Below are 22,531 nucleotides of genomic sequence, written 5' to 3' on the forward strand. Positions count from 1 at the left end.
GTGGCGGCCAACTCCGATACCTCGACAGCGTCGGGTCTCCACAATGGAGGCTTCCGAACGCCGAGGTCCTTATGCCTAACGTCCAACCCGTCGTCACCTTCGAAACCGCGCTGGGTACTTTCAGTGTGCGCCTGCACGCTGACCGTGCACCGCTCACCGCTGCCAATTTCCTGGCTTACGTCGATTCTGGCCGCTACGACGGCAGTAGCATTTTCCGTATCGTCAACCCGCACAACCAAACGGCCAGCGACCCTGTTCGCATCAGTGTCATCCATGGCGGCACACGGCCCCTGGTAGCGAGCAATTTGCCAATGATTGCGCTGGAGACTACTCAGCAGACGGGCTTGGCCCACCGCCACGGTACGCTTTCCATGGGCCGGGAAGAGCCAGACAGTGCCGAAGGCGACTTCTTTGTGTGCCTGGGCGATCAGCCGCATTTCGACTTTGGCGGCGCGCGTCATCCTGATGGCCTGGGTTTTGCGGCATTTGGCGAGGTGTGCGAAGGCATGGCGGTGGTCGAGGCTATTTTCGCCGCTGCAGGCCCTGAGGAGTACCTGGAACCTGAAGCAGAAGTGCGCATCCTGCGTGCCTGTCGGAGTGCCTGAAACATGTATGCACAACGCCTGAAGGCTGTTCGGCAATGCCTTGCGCATTTGCGCGCCGATGCTTTTCTGCTGCCGCGCAGCGATCAATACCTTAACGAAGACCTGGCCCCGGCCGATGAGCGCCTGTGCTGGTTGAGTGGTTTCACCGGTAGCCAAGGATTGCTTGCCGTGGCCGCACACAGTACCGCGTTGCTGGTGGATGGGCGGTATCGCTTGCAGGCGCAGCGCGAGTGCGGACAGTTGGCGCACGTGCTGCCCGAGGGCGACGATGAACTATTCATCTGGTTGGCCGAGCGACTACCGGCTGGCGCAACACTGCTGGCCGATGCCAGGTTGCACAGCGTCGCACAGTGGGCAGGTTGGCAACGTCGGGCCGCCGAGCGTGGCTGGGTACTGACGGCTTGCCAGGCGAACCCGGTGGACAGCTGCTGGCAAGGCCGCCCGCAGGCTGCCAATAGCCAGGTGACTGCGCAACCCTTGCAATGGGCCGGCGAGCCGGCCGCCAGCAAGCTGGCGCTGCTGGCTGCTCGATTGCGCGAGCAGCATTGCGATGCCTTGTGGTTGCCTGCCCCGGACATGCTGGCCTGGCTGCTCAACGTGCGCGGCGAGGATATCGCCCTGGCACCGTTGCCTTTTAGCTGCGCCATGCTGTACGCCGACGGCCGGCTCGACTGGTTTATCGAGGCGCAGCGCCTGGCCTTGCCACCGGGCTGGCTGCCAGAGGCCGTGCGGGTGGTGCCTGCAACGGCGGCAGAGCGCCTGGATGAGCGCTTGCAGGCGCAGCGGGTGCAGCGCGTCTGGGTCGACGAAACGTCCTGCAATGCCGCAAGTTTCGCGCTGTTGCAGGCCAGCGGCTGCGAGCTGTATCGCGCCGCGCATCCGTTGCCTGTGTTGCGGGCCTGCAAGAACGCCGCAGAATTGGCCGGCACGCGCGAGGCGCATCGGCGCGATGGTGTGGCGTTGTGCCGTTTCCTCCATGCTTTCGAAACATGCCCCGAAACTTACCTTGGGGGAGACGAACTGACCGTGTCCGTTGCCCTCGAAGGCTACCGGCGCATGGATGGCGATTACCGGGGCGTGAGCTTCGACACCATCGCCGCTTGCGGGGCCAATGCAGCGCAACCGCATTATCTGCCCAAGGCGGGCCAGGCCGCGGCGCTCAGGCCTGGGGAGTTGCTGCTGATCGACTCTGGAGGGCAATACCCGCAGGGCACCACCGATGTTACCCGGGTACTGCCTGTCGGGCCGCCAACTGCGCATCAGCGGGGTTTGTACACGCGGGTTCTGCAGGCCCATATCGCACTTGCCGATAGCCGTTTCCCCCACGGCACCAGCGGCCAGCAACTGGACATCGTGGCTCGGCAGGTCATGTGGCAGGCCGGGCTGGACTATGCCCATGGCACCGGGCATGGCGTTGGTAGCTACCTGCAGGTTCATGAGGGGCCGCAGCGTATCGCGCCGCATGCCAGCGCGGTTGCGCTGCAGCCCGGGATGGTCACGTCCATCGAACCTGGCGTGTACCTGGAGGGGCAGTTGGGCATTCGTATAGAAAACCTCTACGAAGTGATCGAGTGCCCTCGTCACCCTGGCTTCCTGCGTTTTCGTGCCTTGACGCTGGCGCCGTTCGAGCCGGCCTTGATCGACCGGCAACTGCTGTCGGCCACCGAGCGCGCCTGGCTGGACGAGTACCATCAGCAGGTGTGTCGCCAGCTCTTGCCAGCATTGGCGCCAGATGTCGCTGCCTGGCTGCGCGCCAAGGCGGCGGTTGCCGAACAATCTGCGGCCCGCTCCTGAAATACCACCGGATGTTCGTTTCTCCACCTGCAAAAGTGAAATATACGTTTGCCGGTGGGGGATAAGATTTCTCCAGCGTTCGCGAGCGCCTCATAACAATTTCAATGACTGGCCGGAGATCCGTGGCTTGACGCGGAGCCGGCACTGCCCAGCAAGAGGCGAGCATGAGTGATACACAAAGCGCGGTAACCGAGGGTTACACCCGCAGACCGGTGCCCCAGGAGGAGACCGTATCCGGCTATGGATTGGCGTTGATCACATTCGGCATCGGCATGACCTTGCCGGTGTTCTGGCTTGGCGCCGATGTGAGTGCCAAGGTGGGTTTTCAAACTTCGTGCTGGTTGTTCATCGGCGTCTGTGCAGTGCTCGGCCTGCTGGGGTCACTGACGGCATTGGTGGGGGTGCGCAGTCGGTTGAGTACCTACATGGTGCTGCAGTTTTCCTTCGGACGGCACGGCGCCAAGTTGCTGAACCTGATCATGGCCGTGACCCTGCTGGGGTTCTATGCCGCTACCGTGGATATCTTCGGCAGTACGGTAGCCAGTGCATTGCACGGCGCTTTCGGGTTCGATACGCCAGCCTGGCTGCATGACATCTGGGGCAGTGCATTGATGACCTTGATGGCTATCTTCGGTCTGCGCGGGCTCGACAAACTGTCGATCTGCGCAGTGCCGCTGATGGCGGCGTTCCTCCTCTACACCTTGTTCCTCGGCTTGGGCAAAGCCGGTGCAGGGCAGTTGGCGGGCTTTAGCGGTAGTGGTGAGAGCGTGTCCCTGGCCATTGCCAGCACCATCGGCATGGTCGTGCTCACCCCGGTGCTGATGCCGGATTTCACCCGTTACGCCCGCAGTGATCGGGATGCGCTGATTACCTTGCTGGGCATGGTCATTGGTTTCCCCTTCGTGTTGATCGTCGGCGGGTTGCTGGCCATCGTCACGGGCCAAGGCGAGATCATGCAGATCATGGCCGTGCTCGGCGTGCTGGTTCCGGCACTGCTGGTGCTGGTGTTCTCCACCTGGATCACCAACACCGCCAATCTCTATTCCGCGACATTGACCTTGGCCACCGTGGCACGCACCAGCAGCATGAAACTCACCCTCGTTGGCAGCCTGGTCGCCACCGCCCTAGCCCTGGGTGGCTTCATGAGCCACTTCCTGGACTTCATCCTGGCGTTGAGCATCGTGATCCCGCCGCTGGCGAGCATCTACCTGGCAGATTTCTTCATCGTCAGACGACAGCGCTTTGACATCGACGACCTGCCGCGCCTGCCGGGTCTCGGTTGGCCGGCCCTGATCAGCTGGGCGCTCGCCAGCCTGCTGGCCTGGATGACGACTTACGAAGGCTGGACGCTCACCAGCCAGCCAACCCTCGACTCTTTGCTGATCGCTTTGGGCGCCTACCTGGTACTGCAGCGCATTAGCAGCAGCGTGGCCGGCCAGGCGCACCTGCAACGCAAACGTAGCTGATTTCCCTTCGCGTAGAAGGCACCGGGCCTGGCCACGGAGGGCCGGCCTTTGCCTGGAATAAACCGAAACCACCAGGACGGCAGCTGAACTGCCGATCCGATGACAACAAGAAAGCTTCAGGAGCACACACGCTTGAACAACGCAAAATACCTGCTTCTTGCCAGCATGGCTTGCTGCAGCATCGCCCAGGCACAGGTCTCCAGCACCGTCGCCCTGACCAGCGAATACCAAATGCGCGGCATTGGTTACTCAGGCAACGACCCCGCGCTGAGCGCCACGCTGGACTGGGCGGGGGAAAGTGGCGCGTACGCAGGTACCTGGGTTTCCAACACCGACAGCTTCAGGGACGGCGACCCCTACGATGATGGCGCCGATATCGAGGTGGACCTGTACGCGGGGTACAACGGCCAGTGGGCTAACGGCATCCGTTACGGGGTCATCGGCTATTACTACTACTTCCCCGGTACCCACTACAACATCGACTACCCGGAGATTGGCTTGAGCACCGGGTACGGCAACTTCAACGCCTATTACTACTACTCCGACGACATGGTCAGCACATCGCTGGAGTCCCATTACCTGGCCGCGGACTACACCGTCAACCTGCCCTGGCAGTTCGACCTGTACTTCATGGCGGGCCATTCATTCGGGCAGTACTACCGCAAGACCGACGTCACCGGCGCCCACGAGTACAGCAACTGGGAAGTTTCGCTCAAACGCAGTTTCGGCGCCGTCGATACCAAGATCAGCTGGGTGGATACCGACCTGCATGGCCGCTTCCATAACAGCGGCGAATACCTGCGCAACGACGGCCGCTTCATTTTCACTGTTTCCCACACTTTCTGAATGCCTGCGTGCCGCGCGCATGCCGGCACGCCTTGCCCTTGTAACTGGAGGATGCCATGGCTATCCGCGTCGCCACCGATATCGGTGGCACTTTTACCGACCTGGTCTACCTGCAAGATGGCATCGTGCGTGCCGTCAAGGCCGACACCACGCCACCCGCCTTCGAACAGGGGCTGCTCGATGCGTTGGACAAGAGCGGCGTGAGCAGCGCCGATATCGACTTCTTCGCTCACGGCTCCACCGTGGTGATCAACACGCTGACCGAACGCAAGGGCGTGAAGACCGCGCTGATCACCACCCGAGGGTTTCGCGATGTTCTGGAAATCGCCCGCGGTAATACGCCCGATATCTTCAACCCGCGTTACCGCAAGCCGCCACCGTTCGTACCCCGGCAACTGCGCCTGGAAATCAGCGGGCGCCTGAACTACCGCGGTGAAGTGCTCACGCCGCTTGCGCTCGACGAGCTGCCGGCACTGCTGGAGCCGTTGCGTCAGGCCCAGGTGCAGGCCATCGCTGTGTGCCTGTTGCATGCCTATCGCAACCCTGAACACGAGCAGCAGCTGGTGGCGGCAATCCGAGCGGCGTGGCCCGAGGTGGCAGTGATCGCGTCGCATCAGGTCAGCCGGGGCTGGCGCGAATACGAGCGCAGCAATTCCTGCGTCTTGTCGGCCTACGTCATGCCGGCCACCTGCGCCTACCTGGACAACCTCCAGCATCACCTGGCCCGAAAAGGGCTGCGCCAGCCGCCTTTCATCATGAAATCCAACGGCGGCATCGCACCGGTCGCCGCGGTCAAGAATGACCCCATCAGCCTGGTGGAGTCGGGGCCGGTGGGTGGCATGCTGGGTGCCCAGGCCTATGGCGAGCTGATCGGCGAGCGTGATGTGCTGGCCCTGGATATCGGCGGGACCACTGCCAAGTGCTCGCTAATCCATGGCGGTAGCGTGGAAATCAGCAATGACTATGTGATCGAGAAGACGCCCACCAGCGCGGGCTACCCAATCATGACGCCGGTGGTGGACATCGTCGAAATCGGCAACGGCGGCGGCAGTATCGCCTGGATCGATGCTGCTGGCAGTTTGCGTGTGGGGCCGCAGAGCGCTGGTTCCACTCCAGGGCCTGTGGCCTATGGGCGTGGAGGGCGAATGCCGACCACCACTGACGCGAACCTGTTCACCGGGCGCATCAACCCCCAGGGTTTCGCCAATGGCGAAATCGAGCCAGACCTCATGGCCGTGGAGCAGGCCTTCGCCGAGCTCGGTGAGCGCCTTGGCGTTTCTGCCGGGCAGCTGGCCCATGGCGTGCTGCAGATTGCCAACGCGAACATGGTCAATGCACTCAAGCTGATATCGGTGAACCGAGGCCATGACCCGCGCGATTTCTCCTTGATGGCCTTTGGTGGTGGCGGCGCCTTGCATGCCACGGCGCTGGCGGCCGAGCTGGGTATTCCCAAGGTCATCGTCCCGCCTTTTGCGGGTGTGTTCTCGGCATGGGGCATGCTCATGCTCGATGTGCGTCGCGACTACATCCAGACCCACCTGCAACAGCTCGACGAGGCGGGCCTGGCTCAGTTGGTGCGCGCCTTCGAAATGCTGCAGGCCAATGCCGAGGCAGATTTCGTGGGTGATGGCCTGGCCCGTGAGAGCTTGCGCTTTGAATGGCATTTGGATGCGCGCTACCTGGGGCAGGAGCACACCGTCAAGGTCCCGCTGCGAAGCCGTCAGTTGGGTGAAGTGCTGGAGGCGTTCCACGAGCGTCACCAGCAGAACTACACCTTCCGCCTGGAGGGCTCGGTCGAGGTGGTCAACCTGCACCTGGTGGTATTCGCCGAGGTGCCCAAGTCGCCCATCGCGCCACTGGCACCGTGCGCAGGCGTCGGTGCTGAAGCCGCGCGCGCGGGTGAGCGGCAGGTCGAGTTCGAACCCGGGCAGCTGCTTGCGACGCCGATCTATCGACGCGAGGCGCTTCTGGCGGGCATGTGCTTTGCTGGCCCGGCCATTGTCGAAGAGGCGACCACCACCACCGTGGTACGGCCCGGTGACCGCGTGCAAGTCGACGCGTATGGCGGCCTGCACATCCATATTCAGGCGCAGGAGGCATGAGCATGCAGCACGCCAACCCTTTCACTTGCGAAATCATCAAGAACGCCCTGGTCGCCATTGGCGAGGAAATGTTCATCGCGCTCAAGCGCACCAGCATGAGCCCGATCATCTATGAGGCGCTCGATTACGGCATTGGCCTTACCGATGCCCGAGGCCAGCTGATCTCCCAGGGCAACGGCATCCCCGGCTTCATCGGCACTTTGGACGGTGCGGTGCGCAGCGTGCTTGAGAAATTCGCGCGTCAGGACATCCACCCAGGCGACATGTTCATCACCAACGACCCTTATGGGGGGGGCGGCACGCACCTGTCCGACGTGTCGATGATCATGCCGGTATTCGATGGCGATCAGCTCATCGCCTGGACTGCCAACAAGGCGCACTGGACCGAGGTGGGTGGCAAGGACCCCGGCAGCTTCAGCTCCGACGCCAGCGAGATCTATCAGGAAGGCCTGCAGTTTCCGACGGTCCGGCTTTACGACCAGGGGCGCATCAACCAGGCCCTGGTGGACATGATTGCCGCCAACGTGCGCTTGCCAGACATGACGGTCGGCGACATGCATGCCTGCGCCGCGGCGCTGCGGGTGGGTGAGCGGCGCCTGCTGGCGATCGTTTCCAAGTATGGCCAGGCCACTACCCTGGATGCCATCGAGCGCTTGCTGGAGCATGGTGAGGCGATGGTGCTGGACAGCTTCAAGGCGTTGCCTAAAGGCGTGTTCCATGCCGAGGATGTGATTGATGAAGATGGGCTTGGCAATGGGCCGTTCCAGGTCAAGGTGCGCGTAGAGATCACCGACCGGCGTTTTCTGGTCGACTTCAGCGGATCCAGCCTGCAGGCCCCGGGGCCGATCAACAACACCCTGGCCGGTTTGCAGTCGGCGGTACGCGAAGTGTTCATGGGTGTGGTTCGCCCAGGGGTGCCAGCAAATGCCGGGTGTTTCCGGCCCATCGAGGTGATCTGCCCGGCCGGCACCATCTGCACGGCACAGCGCCCAGCGCCGGTGTCGGCTTACTTCGAGTCGATGGTGGCAGCTGCCGACGTCATCCGCCGTGCCCTGGCACCGCTGCTGCCGGACCGCTTGATCGCCGGTCAATTGGGCTCGGTGTGTTCGATGGTCCTTAATGGGCATAGCCGAGAAACCGGCGCAGAGTACCTGCTGGTGCAGCCGTTGGTCGGTGGCTGGGGGGCGGCGCAGGATGCCGACGGCGAAAGCGGCCAGTTCTGTGTCGGCAACGGGGAAACCAGCAACATCCCAGTGGAAATCACCGAGCGTTGTTATGACGTGCTGGTGGAGCAATATGCGTTCAATCCCGAAGGCGCAGGTGCGGGGCGCCAGCGTGGGGGGCGGGGCGTGGTGCTGGATTACCGGGTCTTGTCCGACAGGGCGTGGATCTCGACCTTCTTTGGTCGCGGCGTGACACCCCCCTGGGGTGTCGAAGGGGGCTCGACGGGGACTTGCAACTATGCCGAGGTACAGCGCCCGGACGGCAGCCGGCAACGCTTCGCGCGTGCCAACCGAGTGGCGTTGCACAAGGGTGACCTGCTGCGTCTGGTCACCGCCAACGGCGGCGGCTGGGGGCCCGCAGCGCAGCGCCCTGTGGCGGCGATCGAAGCTGATGTGGCAGCGGGTTATCTGAGCAGGGCACAGGCGCTGGAGCAATACCCCCAGTATCGAGCGTTTGCCGAATAGGCATGAATAGCTGGCAGGCCGATCGCTACGGCCGGCCTGCCAGCAGTACCTTCGCTACGCCATACACATCCCGGCCCCGATCGCTCAGCCCCACGTGGTGGCTGGTGCGGCCGACCAGGGCCACCCCCCCCGTGTACCTCCAGTTGCTGAATCTGCCAACTGACCCCCATCAGATCCTCCACAACCAATGCCCCCGGGTTATCGACATGACCTCGGAGTGCGCTTGTGCGTCTTGATCTACGGGGCTGCAGGCCCGTTTCCAGCTGCGCATGCCCTGGCTGAGCACAGCAGCTTCCTCTCTCGTTACTGAAAAATAGTTCAATAAATGCCGAGCGCTCTATTGAATGGTTTTTCAGTATGGCCTAGCATCCCCGGGCCTTGATAAAAACAACATGAGGGGATGCGCATGCCGCAACTCAAAGATGCCGCCTATTGGCGTGCACAGAGCACCGACCTGGTGGTGGAGGCGCGTGCGTTCATCGCCGGCGCTTATGTAGGGGCCAGCGATGGCGAGACCTTTGCTGTGCACAGCCCGATTGATGGGCGCGCGCTGGCGCAGGTTGCGTTGTGCCGTGCGCCTGACGTGGACCGCGCCGTGGCTGCCGCCCGTGGGGCATTCCAGGGTGGTGGCTGGGCCGAGCTGATGCCACGCCAGCGCAAGGCCGCCCTGCTGCGCTGGGCTGCGTTGATGAGGGCGCATGCCGAGGAGCTGGTGCTGCTGGAAACCCTGGACACCGGCAAACCCATCGCCGATACCACGGCGGTGGATATCCCCAGTGCCATCTACTGCCTGGAATGGTTTGCCGAGCTGGTCGACAAGGTCGCCGGCGAGGTGCCCGCCTGCGATCCGCAGTTCTTCGGCACGGTGACGCGCGAGCCGGTCGGCGTGGTGGCGGCGATCGTGCCCTGGAACTACCCGCTGCTGATGGCGGCCTGGAAGTTCGCCCCGGCCCTGGCCGCTGGCAACAGCGTGATTCTCAAGCCTTCGGAGAAGAGCCCGCTGAGCGCCTTGCGCATTGCCGGCCTGGCCCGCGAGGCAGGGATCCCCGAGGGTGTTTTCAACGTGGTGCCGGGCGATGGCGAGACCGGTCGCCTGCTCAGCCTGCACCCGCACATCGACTGCCTGGCCTTCACCGGCTCCGGCGCTGTCGGCCGGCAGATCAGCCGCAATGCGGCAGACAGTAATCTCAAGCGCGTCTGGCTGGAGCTGGGTGGCAAGTCGGCAAATATCGTCATGGCCGACTGCCCGGACCTGCGCCGTGCGGCGCAGGCTGCTGCGGCTGCGGTGTTCAGCAATATGGGGCAGGTGTGCAGCGCAGGTTCGCGCCTGCTGGTGCAGCGGCCCATTGCCGAGGCATTCATCGCCGAACTGCTGGAGGCCGCGCGCGCCTATCTGCCTGGCGACCCGCTGGACCCGGCCAGCGTCACCGGCAGCCTGATCGATGATGCCCAGTACCAGCGTGTGCGCCACTACATCGAGCTGGGCAAGCGCGAAGCTCGCCTGCTGCTGGGCGGCGAGGGCTGCGCGGTGGTCCCCGGCGGGCACTATCTGCAACCGACCATCTTTGCCACCGACGCCACCTCGTGCATCGCCCGTGAAGAGGTGTTCGGGCCGGTGCTGAGCGTCATCGAATTCGATGAGCTGGACGACGCCATCGCGCTTGCCAATGCCAGCGAATACGGCCTGGCGGCGGCCTTCTGGTCAGCCGACCTCGGCGCCATCCGCCGTGCCTCGCGAGGCCTGCGTGCCGGCACCGTGTGGGTGAACTGCTACGACGAGCTGCTCGACATGAACTTCCCGTTCGGCGGCTTCAAGGAGTCCGGCAATGGCCGCGACAACTCCGTGCACGCCCTGGACAAGTACAGCGAACTCAAGTCGACCATCATCCGTTGCTGAAGGTGCATTATCGTGATTGACAACCTTTCCCCCCTGTCGCGGCAGAGCTGGAGCCTGCCACTTCCCATCGAGTACGGCCCAGGCGCGCGGACCGCGCTGGTCGAGTTGTGCAAGCGCCATGGCATTTCCCGGCCGCTGATCGTCACCGACCAGGGCTCGCTGCGCCTACCTTTCGTGGCCGAGCTGCAGGCCCTGCTGAACGGGGCGGGCCTGGCCTGCGGCCTGTTCGGCGAGATCGAGCCCAACCCCAGTGACCTCGCGGTGCTCAAAGGCGCTGCGATATTCCGCGAGTGGCACGCCGACGGCATCATCGCCCTCGGTGGCGGTAGCGGCCTGGACGGCGGCAAGGCCGTGGCCCTGGTGGCCCGGCAGACACACCTGCCGTTGTGGGCGTTCGATTTCGACAAGCCGGTACCCGAAGGCTTGGTCGCCAGCGATTTCCCGCCGGTGATCTGCATCCCGACCACGGCCGGCACTGGCGCCGAGACCGAGAGCACGGCAATGCTCACCGACAGCGAGCGCGCTATCAAAGGTTGCGTCTGGCATCCGCTGGCGCGCCCCCAGGCGGTGATCCTCGACCCCGAACTGACCCTCAGCCTGCCACCACACCTGACCGCCTGGACCGGCCTGGATGCGGTAATCCATGCCCTGGAAGCCTACTTTGTGCCGACCTTCAATCCGCTCTGCGACGGCGCGGCGCTGCAGGCGCTGGAGCTGCTCTGGGGTTCACTTGAGCAAGCGGTGGAGCAGGGCGACGACCTTGAAGCACGCGCACGCATGCTGATCGGTTCGTGCCTGGCGGGCGTGGCGTTTCTCAAAGGGCTTGGCCTGGTCCATGCGCTCAGCCACATGGTCGGCGCCACCTACAACAGCCACCATGGTTTGACCAACGCGATGATCCTGCCCAGGGTGCTGCGCTTTAACCGCGCGGCCATCGAGCCGCGCCTGGGGCCGGTGTGCCGCGCCATGGGCCTGGCGGGCGAAGACTTCGAGAGCTTCCAAGAGGCGATCTGTGCCCGCCTGGACCGCCTTGGCATCCCGGTTTCCCTGGCCTCGCTGGGCCTGCGCCGCGACGATATTCCAGCCATTGCGCGCAAGGCCATGGGCGACCCGGCGCGCCAGACCAACCCGCGCCCAAGCAGTTTCGAAGACCTGCAAACGCTGCTGCATCTGGCCCTGGAAGAGGAACGGGCCTAGTCGCGGGAAGCGACGACCTTGCTGTGCTCACAACAAAACAAATAAAGGTACGAACCCATGTCAGCTCCCAAGACTGCCTCCGCCAGCGGACGGCTGAATCTGGAAACCCGTTCCATCGACTATGTGCCCCTCGCCGAGCGCCACGGCAAGGCCTGGCATCTGTGGCCAATCTGGTTCTGTGGCGAGGCGCACCTGACCACCTTGGCGGTAGGCATCATCGGCATCGGCCTTGGCGCCAACCTGATGTGGTCTGCCATCGCCATCTTCCTGGGCTGCGCCTTCGGCACCCTGTTCATGGCCGGGCACTCCACCCAGGGCCCGCAGATGGGCTTGCCGCAACTGATCCAGTCGCGGCCGCAATTCGGCTACCTGGGCGCGCTGCTGGTGTACGTGGTGGCCATCGTCACCTACGTCGGCTACAACGCCTTCAACCAGCTACTGGTAGGGCAGACCCTGCACGAGCTGTTCGACGCCCCGCAGGAGCCGTCGGCGATCCTCTTCTCGCTGGTGGCCATCGCCATGGCCATTGCTGGCTACAACACCTTCCACAAGGTACAACGCTGGCTGGCGTTCCTGCTGATCGCGGTGATGGCGGTGTTCACCGTTGGCCTGTGCGTCTACGTGAAACTGCCGCAGGAGCAGCTGACCCTCAGCGGCTTCAAGGCGACGCCCTTTCTTGCGCAGTTTTTCGTTGCCGCGGCCTACCAGCTGAGCTGGGCGATCTATGTGTCGGACTACTCGCGCTACCTGCCGCCGAATGTCAGCGTGCGCTCGTCATTCTGGTGGACGTACCTGGGCGCGATGATTGGCGGCGTGTGGATGATGCTGCTCGGCGCCTTGGCCGCCGCCCTGAGCCCCGGCCAGAATCTTGCCAAGGGCTTGGTACTGCTGGGCGACATGGTGTTCCACGGCTTCGGCCAATTCGTCCTGATCCTCGCCGTGCTGAGCCTGGTGACCAGTGCCGCACAGAACTTCTACGGCGCATCGATCACGCTCTTGAGCATCGTCGACACGGTGAAGACCCAGACCTCGACCCTGCTCAAGCGGGTGCTGTCGATGCTGGCGGTGGGCGGCGCGGCGATCGCTATCGCGATGACCGCCTCGGACAACTTCGTCAAGGACTTCGGTGATTTTCTGGCCATCCTGTTGTACCTGTTCACGCCGTGGACGGCGATCAACCTGGTGGACTTCTACGTCGTGCGCCACGGCCGGTTCTCCATCCGCGAAATTTTCAAGCCCAATGGCCTTTATGGGCGCTGGAACTGGCGGGGCATCGGTGCCTACCTGATCGGCTTCGTGGTCATGCTGCCATTCTCCGCAACCGGCCTGTACACCGGGTACGTGGCGCGGCAACTGGACGGCGCCGACATCAGCATGCCGATCGGCCTGGCGGTATCCGCGCTTGCCTACTGGTGGCTGTGCCGCTCGCAGAACATTCGCCAGGAACTCAGCCAGGTCGGCCGCCTCGACCACGACCTGGAAAACGGCGCCACGGCTTGAGCTGGCGCTTGAGCACCTGCGCGCAGCGGTAAATCTTGCTAGATTGGCGTCCCGCCCGCTGCGCTGCAGCGGGCGGGTTTGCCATTTTAGTGAGAGAAGCGGATTCAGCCATGAGCGTGGACAGCCCGAACGATAAGCCCCGAAAGCGCAGGACCAGAGTCGATCCAGAGACACGGCGCAAGGCCATCGTCGAAGCCACCATGCGCTGCATCACGCGCTTCGGCCACGCCGGTACCACGACCGAACGTATCTGCGACGAGGCCGAGGTGTCGGTCGGGCTGATCGGCCATCATTTCTCCAGCAAGGACGAACTGATGCTCGCCACCTATCAGGAGCTCACCAACCAGTTGCGCGAGGAGACCCGCCGCTATCTGCAAACCAAGGGTGGTACGCCCGTGGAGCGTCTCACCGCGATCATCCGCTCTTCGTTCCGAGGCAGCATCTTCAACGAGTTCATCCTCACCACTTGGCTCGGCTTCTGGAGCGCGGCGGTGTCTTCCGAGCAACTGCGCGAGCTCAATCGCAAGCTTTACGCCGACTACCGCAAGGAGCTTGAAGGGGTGTTCAAAGCCATCGCGGCCGAGCGAGCCCTGGCGCTGGATGCCAAGGGCAGCGCGCTGATCATCACTGCCCTGATTGATGGCTTCTGGTTGGAGTGGGCGCTGGACCACAAGGCTTTCAGCGCCCGCAAGGCCGAAAAGTGCTGTTTGCAGACGGCGCAGCTGTTGATTGGTGCACAGCCTGGCTGAAACACCGCAACGGCAATCGCAGTCAAGGCACGCTGCGCGCGAGCGTCAGAAGTTGTACCGGATACCCGTCATGATGTTTCTCGGCGCGCCATACATGCCGTGGTCGCCGGCATAGCTGAGGTATTGGCGGTCGAACACGTTGTTCAGGTTCACTGACGCACTCAGGTGCGGGTTGAAGTCGTAGCGTGCCAAGAGGTTGGTCACGGCGTAGCTGCCCTGGGTGAAGGTATGCAGGTCGGCACCGGTTTTGCTCTGCCAGTTCACGCCGCCGCCAAGGGTGACCTTGTCCAGAACTCCTGGCAGGCGGTAGCTGGTGAAGGTCTTCAGGCTGTGGCGGGGCAGGGTGGTGACGATGCGTTGGTCGTCGGCGTCGGTGCTGACCGCATAAGCATAACCGGCAGACGCCTGCCAGCCTTCGGCGAGCTCGCCGTCCAGGGTGAATTCCGCGCCCTTGGTCGTGGTGCCCTGTTCCGACTTGTAGGTGTTGCCGCCTGGGGTGTCGATCCAGATCGCCAGGTTGTCCTGCTCGATCTTGAACAGCGCGACGCTGGAGTTCAGCCTGCCGTCGAAGTGGCTGCCCTTGATACCCACTTCATAGCCGGTGCCCTCCATGGGGTCGAGGGGCTTGTTGTCGATGTCGCGAACCCACGACGACTGCGGGTTGAAGATTTTCGTGTAGCTGGCATACAGCGACCACGTATCGTTGACGTCATACACCACGCCGGCATACGGGATGTGACACCGGTTTCCGATTCCTTGGTCTTGGTTTTTTCGGCGTTGTAGGGTTTGTCTTCGATGTCGCGATGCCAGTCGATCACCCGGCTGCCCAGCAAGACACTGAGGTTGTCGGTGGCGTGCAGGCGCGTGGCGAGGTAGGCGGCGTACTGGGTTTCGTCGGCGGTGGATTTGCCCGTGACGTCGAACGCCGGTTTCGCCGAGTTGCCGTTCCAGTTCAGCAGGTTGTCGATCGCACCGGCCGGCGAGCCGGAGTAGTCGTACTTCCAGCCGCCGTAGCTTGGCACGTTCTCGTAGGCGTTGGACAAGGTCACGCCGGCGATCAGCTCGTGCTCTCGGCCCAGCAGGCCGAACGGGCCGGTCAGGTAGGCATCGATGTTGTTCTGCCGCGGGATACCAGAGAAGCGCACGGGCAACTGCGTGGTGCCGCTCCCGTCCGGGGCGAGGCCGCCGTTGACGTAGTTGAAGACTTCGTCGAACTTGTTTTCCGAGTGGGTCAGTTCGACCTTCCCGCTCCAGCCATGGGCGAACTGCTGTTCGATCGAGGTGAAGAAGCTGGTTTGTTTATGGTCGTTGTAGGACCAGGTTTGCGCCGAATTGAGCGAGCGCTTGAGATTGCTGCGTGAGCCGTCGGTGAAGCGCGTCGGCAGGCCGGAGCGCATCGGCGAGTCGACGTCCGTGCGCTGGTAGCTGAAGCCCATGGTCAGCAGGGTGTCCTCAGTCAGGTCGAACTCGGTGATGCCGTAGATCAGTTGCGAGTCCTGCTTGTAGCGGTCCACCCAGGATTTCTCGGTCTTGAAGTCGGCGACCAGGCGCCCGCGTACATTGCCGGTTTCGGTCAGCGGGCCGGACACATCGAAGCCGGTGCCGTAGCGGTCCCAGTTACCGGCTTCTGCCCAGACGCTGGCCTGAGCCTCGACGGTCGGGCGCTTGCGGATCAGGTTGATCGTCGCTGACGGGCTGCCCAGGCCGCTGATCAGGCCGGTGGCACCGCGCACCACCTCCACTCGGTCATACATGGCCATGCTCTGGGTGTAGTTGTCCATGCGCTTGACAGTGGGCACGCCATCGATCTCGAAGTTCTGGACCTCGAAGCCGCGCGAGAAGTAACCGTCGGATTCGGCGCCCAGCCCGTCGCGCAACACGATGATGCCCGGGGTGGCATCGAGGGTATCGCTGAGGTTGGTCAGGCGCTGGTCATCCAGGCGCTGGCGGGTCATGACGGTTAGCGACTGCGGGGTTTCCTGGGGCGTCAGGTTCAGGCGGGTCGAGCTGCTGGAGGAGTAGGTGGTGTAGAGCCCCGTGCCTTCTGTGGTCGACCCGGGCGCCTTGCCCGAAATCGAAATGCTCTGAAGCTCGATGCCGGTAGTGGCCGGCGCCGGCTGGAGGGTGTAGCGCCCATCCGGCAGGCGCACCGCAATCAGTTGGCTGCCCGCAAGCAGTGCCTGCAAAGCACCCTCGACCGTGTAGTCGCCGCTCAGGCCCGGGCTGCTGTGCCCGGCAATCAAGTCGTTGGGGAACGACAACAGCAAATGGGCTTGCTGGCCCAGTTGATTGAGCGCAGTGCCCAGCGGCGCCGGGGGGATTTCGTAGTGCTGCACGCTGCTGTCGGCGGCGGCCCACACGGGCGATGAAGTGGCGAGCAGCACCGCTGCGGCGCAAGCCGCGAGCGAGGTGTTGTAGCAGGACGAAAGACGGCGGTGGCGCATGCGAAGGTTCCCGATGATTTTTGATGTATGGCCTATGAGTCTCGCCAGAAATCAAAACGGCTCATCGAGGACGAAAAAACGTCAAACGTTAGCTGGCGAGGGGCGCAAATTGACCCACAGGCGCGTGAAGCGTTGTACATCCAGCTTCAGTGTCTGGGCCACGGCATCGATGATGCGGTCACTGTCTGCCAGCGGGTAGGTGCCCCACACTTGCAGGTTGGCCAAGGCGGCGTCGCACCCCAGGTGGCCATGGCGATAGCGGCCAAGTTCATCGAGAAACGCCTGCAGCGGTTGCCCGTCGGCGACGATCATGCCCTCGGCCCAGGCGGCAGTGGAGGCTTGCACTGCACGCTGATCGAGCATCCCCAGCGGCCCGAAACGCGCCTGTTGTCCGGCTTGCAGGGGCGTCCAGCTGCCAGCTTGAGCGGGAATGACTTGCAGCGAGCCCCGATAGACCGCCAACTGGGTCGAGCCATTGTCGAACTGGCGCACCGTGAACCGCGCCGAGGGCGCCTGCGCGCGAACCTGGGCGGTGTCGACAGATACCGCCGGGTTCAAGGCCGTGTCGATCAACACCTCGCCGCTGAGCAGCCGAAGGTGCCAGCGATGTTCAGTCGCCCGAGCGTTCAACGCACTGCGGGTATTGAGCTCAAGCGACAGGCCCGGGGCCAGCGCAACAGCTCGCTGCTCGCCCACGCCGGTGGTGTAGTCGGCACTCATGCGCGACACCATTTCGCTGTCGCGACTCGCCCATGCGCCGGCGCTTGCAGCCAGCAGCAAGGCCAGGCCCTTGATTGCTCGGCGCCTGCTCAGCCCTTCCTGGGAGGGCAGCAGCAGGGCCTGGCGGGCCAGGTTGGCATCGCCGCGGGTGCGCAGTGAATCGAGCTGCTCGCCCAGCGCCAAGGCTTTTTCCCAGGCCAGCTCATGCATGGGGTGTTCACTGCGCCATGCCATGAAAGCGGCCTGTGCGGATGAATCGAAAGGGCCCTCCTGCATATCGAGCCACCACTCCATCGCCTCCTCGCACATTTTCGGCGATAGCGCAGGTTCCCGGGCAAGGGCATTGGTGGCGATGGTCATTGCAGCGGGCCCGCAACCAGCATGCATCGGGCGCCCGCCTTGATGATGTGGCGCTTGACGGTAGCGATTGAAATACCCAGGCGCTCGGCAATTTCCCCGTGGCTGAGGCCATCGAGTTGCGACCAGAGAAACGCCTTTTTGACGGCGACATCCAGTTCGCAGAGCGCTTCGTCCAGCCGTACCAGGGTCTCGAACACAATCAACTGGGTCGCCAGATCCGGCAGCACGCCTGGGTCTTGTGCCTGCAGTGCATCCAGATAGGCTTTTTCCAGGCGTGCGCGGCGGTAGTGGTTGCACAGGACACTGCGCGCCACCTTGGCCAAAAAGGGCCGAGGCTGGCGGATTTCGAACGCCTCCTGGCTGACCAACAGGCGCATGAAGGTGTCCTGCATCAGGTCGGCAGCGCGGTGTGAGCAGCTCAGTTGCCGATACAGCCAGCTACGCAACCAGCGGTGTTGCTGTTCGTACAGAGCGGTGAACTGAGCGGTATCGACGGATGCCATGGGCGGTCACGGTATCGATGCAAATGAGACGTAGTATCATATTTGACTAATCGAGTGCCGACAAGAACGTTGAAGATGGCTGTTAGCCAGCCTCGCCTTCATCCCAGGTCATCTCCAACTGCTCCTCGAACCAGCGCAACACCGCCGTGCACGCCGGGTGCGCGACGCCGCTGTCGCGCAGCCACAGCGCATACACGGCCCCGGTCTTCAGCGGCTGCCCAAACGGCACCACCAGGTCGCCGCGCAGCAGCGCATCATGCGCCAGCATCCGGTCGGTCATCGCCACCCCCAAGCCCCGCGCAGCCGCATCCAGCGCCAGGTCGTCGAGGTTGAACATCAGGTGCTTGTAGGCCCGTTCAGGCTGATCGTGATGGGCCTTCAACCACAGGTTCCACTCATGCCGCCCGGTCGACCCATGGATCAGTGCGTGGTGGCCCAACGCTTCGAGCGAGCGGGGCAGGGCCTGGCCATCGCCCAGGGTCGGCGCGCACACAGGCACCAGGTACTCATCGAACAGCACCGTCAACGGGCGCTCATCGAGCCCTTCGCGCAAATACAGCACATAGGCATCGCAATCGCCGCTGGTTTCCACCACCTCGCCACTGACGGTCTCGATCGACAGGCACAGCTCGGGGTTGCGTGCATAGAAGCTGCTCAAGCGTGGCAGCAACCAGCGCACCGCCAGCGACACGAAGATGCGAATCCGAAACGGCCGGTCCTGCGGCTCGGGCGAGAGCCGCTGGGCCAGTGCACGTGTTTCCTCGAGCATCGCCTTGGCCACGCCATACGCATCCCGGCCCTGGTCGGTCAGCGCCACGCGGCGGCTGGTGCGGTCGAACAGGGCCACGCCGTAGTGCTCCTCCAGCTGCTGAATCTGCCGGCTGATCGCACTCTGGGTCAGGTGCAGCTGCCTGGCCGCTTCGGTAAAGCTGCTGCTGTCTGCCACGTGCACCAGTGCCTGCAGGGCCTGGAGCGAAGGCGGGCGAAAGAATTTATCCATGCGTTTTGGGAATGGCTGAATGAAATATTAGCGTTAGAAACACGCCTGAGGCCCCCGTAGATTAAGCCCCATAAGCGCACTCCGATTTCACGTCGATAACCCGTGCGCATTGATTGTGGAGGAGCTGATGGCAATCGACAACCGCTGTGGATGGATCGCGCTGGCGGGGGAGTCCGCCGCGCATCCGCGTCTTCAAGGCCGGCAGGCCAGCGACTGGCTGATCATCGGCGGTGGCATCACCGGGCTTGCGGCCGCGCACACCCTGGCCGCGCGCTTTCCCGGGCAACGCATCATCCTGCTCGACCGGCAACGCGTCGCCCAGGGCGCTTCGGCGCGCAACTCGGGGTTTGCCGTGAGCCATGAAATGCCTGCCCCCGGCGAGCTGCTCGGCAAGCCCGGCTTTGCCGGCTTCGAGGTGGCCTCGCGCATTGGCGTGGCAGCCGGCCTTGAAGTGCGCAAGCGCATGGGCGCACTGGCGATCGACTGCGAATACGACGATGCGGGCTACCACTTCGCCGTGCACCAGCCTGCGCACCTGCAGCAGGTAGACGCCGTGCTCCACACCCTTCAGGCCGTAGGCGCCAGCGCCCAGTACCTGGAAGGCGAGCCCCTGCAGCAGCGCCTGGGCAGCACCTTCTACAGCCGCGCCATCCATTGCGCCGGCGGCAATGCCTTGCTGCAGCCGGCCAAGTACGTGCGCGGCCTGGCCGACAGCCTGCCGGCTGGGGTCGAGGTGTTCGAGCACAGCGCAGTGCTGAGCCTTCGCCGTGCAGGCCAGGGCTGGCAAGCACGGACCGAGGCGGGGGAGGTGGTTGCCGGGCAGGTGCTGGCCTGTGTCGGCGCCTTCCTGCCCAGGGTGGGCGTGCACCACAGCGGCACTTTCGCGCTGGAGCTGAGCGCCAGCATCACCCGCCCGCTGACCGGGCCCCACTGGCAGAGCCTGTTCGGCGAACGCGCCTGGGGCGTGCTCTCGACCTTGCCGGGTGGCGCCACCCTGCGCCTGTTGCCGGGCCGCCGGCTGCTGATCCGCAACACCGTGGAATACCGCCAGCGGGACCTCCAGCCGGCGCAGTTGCAGCTGCGCCAACAGCAGCATGTGCAGGGCTTGCAAAAGCGTTTCCCCGGGCTGGGCGCCCAGGACATCGAATACACCTGGACCGGCCACCTCAGCGGCACCCGCTCCGGCGAACCCTGCTTCGGCCGCATCGACCAGGGCCTGCATGCCGTCGCCGGCTGCAACGGCTCGGGCGTCGCCCGCGGCACCTTGTGGGGCCGCCTGCTGGTCGAGATGGCCAGCGGCGCCGAGTCGCCCTTGCTGGGTGATGTCCTGGCCCAGGCGCAGCCGGGCTACCTGCCGCCACGCCCGTTCTTCGACATCGGCGCTTCCCTGCGCATGGCCTGGGAAGTGCACCGCGCCAAGCACGAACGTTGACCCCGGCGCCCCCGTGCGCACACTAATAACAACAGAGGGCAAGATGATGAAACGCACCCGCATGGCCGTGTTCTGCACGGCGCTGTTCAGCCTGGCCGCCCAGGCCGCCGACTCGGTGAACATCGCCAACTGGAGCGGCTACATCGCCGACGACACCCTGGCCGAATTCACCCGCCGCAGCGGCATACAGCCCACCTACGACCTCATCGACAGCAACGAAACCACCGAGGCCAAGCTGATGACCGGCGGCAGCGGCTACGACCTGGTCAGCCCGTCCAACCACTTCCTGCCCCGGCTGATCAAGGCCGGCGCCATTCAGGAGCTCGACCGCAGCCGCCTGCCCAACTGGCACAACCTCGACCCCAAGCTGATGCAGCTGCTGCAGGCCAGCGACCCCGGCAACCGCTACGCCGTGCCCTACATGTGGGTGACCACGGGCATCGGTTACAACGTCGACAAGATCAAGGCGATCTTCGGCAACACCGATGTCACCCAGTCCTGGCAACTGCTGTTCAACCCGGAAAACATCCGCAAGCTCAGCGCCTGCGGCGTGGCCTTCCTCGACAACCCGACGCAGATGGTGCCGATCACCCTCAAGGTGCTGGGGCTGGACCCGCACAGCCAGAACCCTGAAGACTTGAAGAAGGCTGAAACGGCGCTGCTGAGCATTCGCCCGTCGATCAGCTACTTCCACCAGTCCAAGTACGTCAGCGACCTGGCCAACGGCAATATCTGCGTGGCGGTCGGTTTCAGCGGCGACGTGCTGCAGGCGATGACCAGCGCCCAGCAGGCGAACAACGGCGTGCACCTGGGCTACAGCATCCCCCGCGAAGGCTCCACGGTGGCGGTCGACATGGTGGTGATACCCAAGGCCGCGCCGCACCTGGAGGCGGCCTATGCCTACCTGAACTACCTGCTCGACCCGCAGGTGATGGCGCACATCACCAACGCGGTGAAATACCCCAGCGGCAACGCGGCCGCGCTGCCCTACGTGGACCAGGCCCTGCGTGACAACCCGGCGGTGTACCCACCTCAGCAGGTGCTCGACACACTGTTCCCGATCCAGACCTTGTCGCCCGCCGGCATGCGCATGAGCACGCGGTTGTGGACACGCGTCACCAGCGGCACCTGACCATCGTGCTGCCCTTCAGAGCAATTGCCTCACCCAGTTTCTACAAGTTCACACAATGCCCGCTCCCACAAGTACGCCGTTGTACCTGATCAGTCGGCATACCTGTGGGAGGTGAATCCTTCAACGGGCGCAACCTCAGCCAAGTCGCTGGCAGAGGTACGCCTGGGTCTGATAGGGAAACGCGAGGGTTTCCAGCCTCCGCAGCGCCGGGTGCGTCTGGATCAGTTCACGCAGTTGCCGGGTAACCTCGGCCTTGTCCGCAGGCGGCAGGCTGGCGATGAAACTGACCGACAGAAACCGCTCCATGATCACTGTTTCGACGCTGCCGACGTGAGCATGCTCGAAGCAGGTAAGTTCAGGCTTCGAGAAACCAGAACCGTCGAACGCATCGCGCCATCGGCCGCTATGAAAGCGCGGTGTATCGCCCTCGTAAGGGGCGATGATGCGGGTGATCGCCGCGACCCAATCGACCGATTCATCCCGAACGTTCCACACCAGCCCCAGGCGCCCACCTGGGGTGAGCACCCGATGGATCTCCGCCAATGTCTGGGCGTCGGCGAACCAGTGGAAGGCCTGGGCGCACAGCACCACCTCGGCGCTGGCAGTGGGCAAGGGCAGTGCCTGTGCCGTTCCGGCAAGCACCTCGATGCCGGGCACACACTTGGCGAATTCCTGGCGCATCGCCTCGACGGGTTCGACGGCAATCAGCCGGTCAGTCAGTGGTTGCAACAGGCGAGTGAACTTGCCGGTGCCAGCGCCAAGGTCGATGACGCGGGTATGCCCGTCGATCATCAGCGCCTGGTGCAGCCAGGTGGATAGGGCTTCGGGGTAGGTTGGCCGGCCCTGGGTATAGGTCTGGGCCTGGCGGGAGTATCCGGTCTGGGCAGCGTCATGGACGTGAGGCATGACGGTGGGCTCCTGGTAGGGCTGGGGATGTGCGGATTATAGGAACTGTGCAGGGGCGTGAAGATGAAGATGTCCCTGCAGACGTCGCAAATTCTAGTTGCGCATGGGGTGCCTAAATCTATTTGCCCTGTGACCACCCTAGTCGTTTCTGCCTGTGGCAACGCCAAGGCGGGCAGTACTGAAGGCAAAT

16 protein-coding genes and 1 pseudogene are annotated in these 22,531 nt (G+C 63.9%); 12 read left to right on the forward strand and 5 right to left on the reverse strand.

Annotation, left to right across the window (positions count from 1 at the left end):
- Positions 1-71 precede the first annotated feature (71 nt).
- From B3E94_RS22220 to betI, 10 genes are all read left to right on the forward strand, one after another.
- Positions 72-605, forward strand: a complete 534-nt coding sequence (locus B3E94_RS22220; RefSeq protein ID WP_286915227.1) for a peptidylprolyl isomerase — start codon at positions 72-74, stop codon at positions 603-605.
- Between the two features lie 3 nt (positions 606-608).
- Positions 609-2,399, forward strand: a complete 1,791-nt coding sequence (locus B3E94_RS22225) for an aminopeptidase P family protein (protein WP_286915229.1) — start codon at positions 609-611, stop codon at positions 2,397-2,399.
- Between the two features lie 164 nt (positions 2,400-2,563).
- A complete protein-coding gene (locus B3E94_RS22230) occupies positions 2,564-3,865 on the forward strand; it encodes a purine-cytosine permease family protein (RefSeq protein WP_236237052.1) in 1,302 nt (433 codons plus the stop codon).
- 132 nt (positions 3,866-3,997) lie between these two features.
- Positions 3,998-4,711, forward strand: coding sequence for a TorF family putative porin (locus tag B3E94_RS22235; RefSeq protein ID WP_236237051.1), 714 nt, complete (start codon positions 3,998-4,000; stop codon positions 4,709-4,711).
- Positions 4,712-4,767: 56 nt separating this feature from the next.
- Complete coding sequence (locus B3E94_RS22240) at positions 4,768-6,813, forward strand: hydantoinase/oxoprolinase family protein (RefSeq protein WP_286915231.1); 2,046 nt, start codon at positions 4,768-4,770, stop codon at positions 6,811-6,813.
- Positions 6,814-6,815: 2 nt separating this feature from the next.
- Complete coding sequence (locus B3E94_RS22245; protein ID WP_286915232.1) at positions 6,816-8,501, forward strand: hydantoinase B/oxoprolinase family protein; 1,686 nt, start codon at positions 6,816-6,818, stop codon at positions 8,499-8,501.
- A 406-nt stretch (positions 8,502-8,907) separates the two neighbouring features.
- Positions 8,908-10,398, forward strand: a complete 1,491-nt coding sequence (locus B3E94_RS22250; protein ID WP_286915233.1) for an aldehyde dehydrogenase — start codon at positions 8,908-8,910, stop codon at positions 10,396-10,398.
- A gap of 12 nt (positions 10,399-10,410) precedes the next feature.
- A complete protein-coding gene (locus B3E94_RS22255; RefSeq protein ID WP_286915234.1) occupies positions 10,411-11,595 on the forward strand; it encodes an iron-containing alcohol dehydrogenase in 1,185 nt (394 codons plus the stop codon).
- A 57-nt stretch (positions 11,596-11,652) separates the two neighbouring features.
- On the forward strand, positions 11,653-13,095 hold the full coding sequence (locus B3E94_RS22260) for a purine-cytosine permease family protein (protein WP_286915235.1): 1,443 nt from the start codon (positions 11,653-11,655) through the stop codon (positions 13,093-13,095).
- Positions 13,096-13,205: 110 nt separating this feature from the next.
- Positions 13,206-13,844 (forward strand): transcriptional regulator BetI, encoded by a 639-nt coding sequence (betI, locus tag B3E94_RS22265; protein WP_286915236.1) that lies wholly within the window; start codon positions 13,206-13,208, stop codon positions 13,842-13,844.
- A gap of 45 nt (positions 13,845-13,889) precedes the next feature.
- Here the strand turns inward: betI and B3E94_RS22270 are convergent.
- The 4 genes and pseudogenes from B3E94_RS22270 to B3E94_RS22285 all read right to left on the reverse strand — a co-directional run bounded on the left by B3E94_RS22270 (position 13,890) and on the right by B3E94_RS22285 (position 18,871).
- Positions 13,890-16,288, reverse strand: a pseudogene (locus tag B3E94_RS22270) (TonB-dependent siderophore receptor).
- A gap of 81 nt (positions 16,289-16,369) precedes the next feature.
- Entirely contained in the window at positions 16,370-17,395 is a 1,026-nt protein-coding gene (locus B3E94_RS22275) for a FecR domain-containing protein (RefSeq protein ID WP_349681713.1), read from the reverse strand.
- The gene (locus B3E94_RS22280) at positions 17,365-17,871 is read right to left on the reverse strand and encodes a sigma-70 family RNA polymerase sigma factor (protein ID WP_176514001.1); all 507 of its coding nucleotides are present in this window, start codon (positions 17,869-17,871) and stop codon (positions 17,365-17,367) included. Before B3E94_RS22280 ends, B3E94_RS22275 begins: the two co-directional genes overlap by 31 nt.
- Positions 17,872-17,953: 82 nt before the next feature.
- Complete coding sequence (locus B3E94_RS22285; RefSeq protein ID WP_286915237.1) at positions 17,954-18,871, reverse strand: LysR substrate-binding domain-containing protein; 918 nt, start codon at positions 18,869-18,871, stop codon at positions 17,954-17,956.
- A 133-nt stretch (positions 18,872-19,004) separates the two neighbouring features.
- Between B3E94_RS22285 and B3E94_RS22290 the strand changes: the two genes are divergently transcribed.
- Together B3E94_RS22290 and B3E94_RS22295 are read left to right on the forward strand one after the other, a co-directional pair.
- Positions 19,005-20,303, forward strand: coding sequence for an NAD(P)/FAD-dependent oxidoreductase (locus B3E94_RS22290; RefSeq protein WP_286915245.1), 1,299 nt, complete (start codon positions 19,005-19,007; stop codon positions 20,301-20,303).
- 43 nt (positions 20,304-20,346) lie between these two features.
- On the forward strand, positions 20,347-21,435 hold the full coding sequence (locus B3E94_RS22295) for a polyamine ABC transporter substrate-binding protein (RefSeq protein WP_286915238.1): 1,089 nt from the start codon (positions 20,347-20,349) through the stop codon (positions 21,433-21,435).
- A 135-nt stretch (positions 21,436-21,570) separates the two neighbouring features.
- Here the strand turns inward: B3E94_RS22295 and B3E94_RS22300 are convergent, their stop codons facing one another.
- The gene (locus tag B3E94_RS22300) at positions 21,571-22,341 is read right to left on the reverse strand and encodes a class I SAM-dependent methyltransferase (RefSeq protein WP_286915240.1); all 771 of its coding nucleotides are present in this window, start codon (positions 22,339-22,341) and stop codon (positions 21,571-21,573) included.
- Between the last annotated feature and the right edge of the window lie 190 nt (positions 22,342-22,531).

This window comes from Pseudomonas sp. UBA6315 (assembly GCF_002438125.1).
GTDB classification, from domain to species: domain Bacteria; phylum Pseudomonadota; class Gammaproteobacteria; order Pseudomonadales; family Pseudomonadaceae; genus Aquipseudomonas; species Aquipseudomonas faucium.